The sequence below is a fragment of the Thermohalobaculum sp. genome (assembly GCF_058622915.1).
In genome coordinates this window covers 1-4,376 of sequence record NZ_JBZSYN010000157.1, presented here as the reverse complement: position 1 = coordinate 4,376, position 4,376 = coordinate 1, and the positions used below count along the sequence as shown (strand labels likewise).

The window sequence follows — 4,376 nt, the reverse complement described above, 5'->3', positions numbered from 1 at the left end:
TCACCACGTGATCGGCGACGAAGGCGCCGCGCTGGCCCATCGGCCGCGGTGGCCCGCGTGTCGTGTCGACGTCCGTCTGGTACTCCATCTCCGCATTCAGCCGGGCGCCGAGCAGCACGATGAGCGAGCCCAGCCACAGCCACAGCATCAGGGCAATGACCGCGCCGAGCGCGCCATAGGCAGCCTGGTAAGTGCCGAAGGTGCGCAGATAGTAGGACAGCGCGAAGGAGGCGAGCATCCACAGCCCGGTCGCCAGCAGCGCCCCGGGCGACAGCCAGGGCACCGCGGCGCCGCGCCGGCTGGGGCCCAGCCGGTAGAGAATTCCGATTGAGATCACGACCGCCGCAATCGCCACCGGCCATCTCAGCCACAGCACCAGCCGGGCCTGCCAGTTGGGGTCCGGGACGAAGGCGAAGGCGGCAGGGATCACGACGATGGCGCCCAGCGTGATCGCCATCAGCACGATCAGCAGCAGCGTCAGGCCGTAGGACAGGATCCATGCCTTGACGAAGCTGCGGTCGTCGCGCTCGCGGTTCGCCAGGTTCAGCCCCGACAGCAGAGCGTTTACCCCGTGCTTGGCGCTCCACAGCGCCAGCAGCACCGTGCCCAGCGAGGTCCACTTGAAGGCCGTGCCGCTCGCCTTCACCAGCAAGGTGATCTGCTTGTCGATCAGCTCGTACATGACCTCCGGAACGATCGGCCGCAAAAGCGCGAGCAGCGAGTGCGCGTCCGACGGGTCGGCGACGAAGCCGTAGATCGACATCAGCGCGACCAGGGTCGGGACCAGTGCCAGCATGGCGTAGAAGCTGACCCCTGCCGCGATCATGGTCAGGTCCTCGTGCGTCAGAGACCGGAGTACGCGCCCCAGAATCGCCCTGTATTCCGCGAGCGTGAACCGATAGGGTCCTGCGGCGCCCCGGTGCGGCCGCACCCCGCCGGTGCAGTGCAAATGCGCCACTCTCTTCCGTTTGTCCGAATCGGCCATCAAAATCGTTCCGGTCGTCCTAGGGACCTTGAAATTCTAACGGTCCGCTCCAGCGTCCGTTCCGACCGGGACCGGTGCGCGCCCGCCTGCGCAGAGGCTCGCCGCATGCAACGCGCACCATGCGCCGGGTTCCGCGGTTTGCCGCGTTACAGCAGGGGCGGCGGATTTTCCCGCCGGCACGGCTGGCGAAAGCCCCGGTCCGGCGAATGAAGTTGGGTCACGATGTCTCCGAGGCGCTGGACCGGAGTGCCGGCGCGAATTACATCACGTTCCGACCCCGCAATGCCGCGATTGGCCCGGGGAACAAATGCGCGACAGGAGGCGAGGGAAGAGCGATGGCTTTGGACCGACGAGACTTCTTGCGGAGCGCGGCGCTGGGCACGATCGCCGGCGCGGGCGGCTGGCTGCTGCCGCAAGCCGCCCTCGCCCTGACCAAGGACCAGGCGGCAAGCTTCGTCAAGAGCACGATGCAGGAGGTCGCCAGCCTGGTCCAGGGCTCGGGCGATGCGGCGAAAAAGGCCAAGGAGTTGCGCGCCATCATGGAGAAGCGCGGCGCCATGGCCGAGATCGCGCGGTTCGTCGCCGGCACCGCATGGCGGGGCATGAGCCAGGACCAGCAGGCGCGCTTCACCGACGCCTTCACCACCTTCATCTCCTCGGTCTATGCCCGCCGGTTCGAGGAGTATGCGAACGAGGCGAAGAAGGGCGACCTGTTTAAGCTGGGCGGGGTTACCGATGCAGGGCGCAAGGGCATGGTGGTGCGCACGATGATCAACCGCGTCAACGGGGCGCCGATCAACGTCGACTGGCTCGTCAGCGATCGTCCCGGCCATCCCGTGATCGCGGACATAATCATCGAAGGCGTCTCGCTGCTGATCACCGAGCGTGACGACATCGCCAGCATGCTGCAGGCGCGCAACGGCAACGTGGACAAGCTGATCAAGCACCTGTCCGCCGCCTGAGCGGCCCCGCGACGCCCGGACCCGTCAGAGGACCGCCCCCTTGCCGGTGGCGCCCGGGCTGCGGCTTTCCAGGTATTTCCAGGTGCCGCTGGCGCGCAGCACCTGGCGCACGCCCTCCCAGATCTCGCATCGCATGAACGAGAGCTGGCGCACCTTGCGCAGCTGGGTGGCGAGCGCTACCAGCCGCTGGCCGGGCCGCGCCGCGGCGAGGAAATGCGCATCCATCTGGATGGTGGCGCAGGGATGCCCGCCGCCGGCTTCGAAGCTCGCTGCGCCCATCGCCACGTCGGCAAGGCTCATGAGCACCCCGCCGTGGCAGACCCCGCCCACATTGGCGTGCCGCGCGTCGAGCGCGAGGCTGGCGCACCAGCGGCCCTCGCCCAGGGCGACGAAGCGGAACGGCCCGACATGGGCGTTGAAGCCTTCGCCGCGCACCTCGCGCCACGGCAGGTCCGGGTCGTATCGCATCGCGCTCCCTCGCTCCCCTTCAATCGGGCCTGCACATCGCCTAGCATGGCGGCGTGCGCCAGATCACCGGAATTCTCACCTTCGAGCCGCCCGCGCCTGGGCTGCATTCAATAACCCGCGAGGTCGAGCGTTGGCTGGCGTCGCAGGCGGTCCGCACGGGCCTGCTCACGCTCCTGTGCCGGCACACCTCCGCCTCGATTACCATCCAGGAGACCATCGACCCGGACGTGTTGCGCGACCTCGAGGACGCCTTTGCAGGCATTGCTCCCCGGGGCGGCCCGGAGCGCTACCGCCACCACGCCGAGGGGCCAGACGACATGTCGGCCCATATCCGCACCGTGCTCTCGGGGGTCAGCATGGCGATTCCGGTGATCGAGGGGCGGCTCGCGCTGGGGCGCTATCAGGGACTGTTCCTGTGGGAGCACCGCAACCCGGCCCGCAGACGCAGCGTCGCCCTGCATCTGCTTGCAGACTGACCGCCGGAAGCCAATTTTGCACGCCAGATTCTTCGCTTGCGCATGGCGAGGGCATGGAGGAACATTCGCGCGCTGCGGGGGAGACGCATGGAAAGTAGCTTTATCGGTTTCGTCTGGCGTAACTCGAGGCGCCAACAGCTCTTCATTCTCGGGCTGACGATCATCTCGTTCCCGATGACGTATGTCCAGCTCGAGATCCCGAAGATCATCGTCAACGACGCCATCGAGGGGCGCGACTTCCCGCGTAACATCTACGGCTTCGAGTTCGACCAGATCCCCTATCTGCTGCTGCTCTGCGTCGCCTTCCTGATCATGGTCGTGGCGATCAACGGCTTGAAATGGCTGATCAATGTCTCGGTGGGCATGTGCGGCGAGCGCATGCTGCGGCGGCTGCGCTACCTGCTGTTCCAGCAGGTGCTGCGCTTCCGCATCTCCCGCTTCCGCACGACCAACTCCGGCCAGGTGATCCAGATGATGCTGGCCGAGATCGAGCCGCTCGGAGGCTTCATCGGCGAGGTCATCTCCACGCCCGCCTTCCAGGGCGGGCTGCTGTGCGTCTACTGCCTGTTCATCTTCATGCAGAACGTCTGGCTGGGGCTCGCGGCGGTCTCGCTCTATCCGCTCCAGGGGATCCTCATCCCCATCATGCAGAAGAAGGTGATCCGGCTGAACCGGGCGCGCGCGCGCAACAACCGGGCGCTGGCCGACTCGATCGGCGAGAGCGTCGGGAGCATCCCGGAAATTTTCACCAACGACGCCGGGCGCTGGCACCTGGCGCAGCTTAGCCTGCGGCTGCATACCAACACGATGATCCGGCTGGACCTGTTCCTGCGCAAGTTCACCATCAAGTTCGTCAACAACTTCATGAACCAGCTCACGCCGTTCTTCTTCTATCTGATCGGCGGCTACTTCGTCATTATCGGCCGGCTGGATTTCGGCTCGCTGGTGGCCGTGCTCGCCGCCTACAAGGACCTGGCCCGGCCGTGGCGCGAGGTGCTGAACTACGTGCAGCGGTGGAACGATTTCAACAGCCGCTACCTCTTCGTCACCGAGAACTTCACCGGCGACGGGATCTATCCGCCCGAGCGCGTCTTCGGCGAGCCGGCCGCGCCCCTCAAGGGGGACATCGAGCTTTCCGACGTGGAGGGCGGACCGGGCACGGCCGGACTGATCGTCGCGAAGCTCGTGATCCACCCGGGGCAGAGCGTGGCCGTGTTCGGCGGCGGCAACGGCTCGCGCGACTCGTTCATGCGCATGATGGCCGGGCTGATCGAGCCGGCCCACGGCCGCGTCACCATCGCCGGGCGCTCGCTGATCGAGCTGACGCTGCCCGAGCTCGGTGCGACGCTGGCATATGTCGGCGCCGAGCCCGGGATTCTGTCGCGCTCGATCCGCGACAACCTGGTCTACGGGGTGCTGCGCAACGCCCCCGACCTCGCCGAGCAGGATACCGCCGACGCCGTGATCCTGCTGCGCGAGGCGCGG

The 4,376-nt window shown here is 67.0% G+C and carries 5 protein-coding genes; 3 read left to right on the top strand and 2 right to left on the bottom strand.

All coding sequences use genetic code 11. The features are described from left to right. A partial coding sequence (locus AC32QD_RS12135; RefSeq protein WP_492010765.1) for a YihY/virulence factor BrkB family protein occupies positions 1–826 on the bottom strand: 826 nt, incomplete at its 3' end. A 278-nt stretch (positions 827–1,104) separates the two neighbouring features. Between AC32QD_RS12135 and AC32QD_RS12130 the strand changes: the two genes are divergently transcribed. Next, positions 1,105–1,947 carry an MlaC/ttg2D family ABC transporter substrate-binding protein gene (locus AC32QD_RS12130; RefSeq protein ID WP_492010764.1) on the top strand — a complete coding sequence of 281 codons (843 nt, stop codon included), beginning with the start codon at positions 1,105–1,107 and terminating at the stop codon, positions 1,945–1,947. A gap of 24 nt (positions 1,948–1,971) precedes the next feature. Here AC32QD_RS12130 and AC32QD_RS12125 read toward each other — a convergent pair whose 3' ends face one another. Continuing rightward, complete coding sequence (locus AC32QD_RS12125; protein WP_492010763.1) at positions 1,972–2,415, bottom strand: PaaI family thioesterase; 444 nt, start codon at positions 2,413–2,415, stop codon at positions 1,972–1,974. 53 nt (positions 2,416–2,468) lie between these two features. On the opposite strand from AC32QD_RS12125, the gene AC32QD_RS12120 reads away from it, so the two are divergent. Together AC32QD_RS12120 and AC32QD_RS12115 are read left to right on the top strand one after the other, a co-directional pair. Beyond that, positions 2,469–2,891 carry a secondary thiamine-phosphate synthase enzyme YjbQ gene (locus tag AC32QD_RS12120; RefSeq protein WP_492010762.1) on the top strand — a complete coding sequence of 141 codons (423 nt, stop codon included), beginning with the start codon at positions 2,469–2,471 and terminating at the stop codon, positions 2,889–2,891. 87 nt (positions 2,892–2,978) lie between these two features. Continuing rightward, positions 2,979–4,376, top strand: a 1,398-nt coding sequence (locus AC32QD_RS12115) for an ABC transporter transmembrane domain-containing protein (protein WP_492010761.1), incomplete at its 3' end; no start/stop codon positions are given.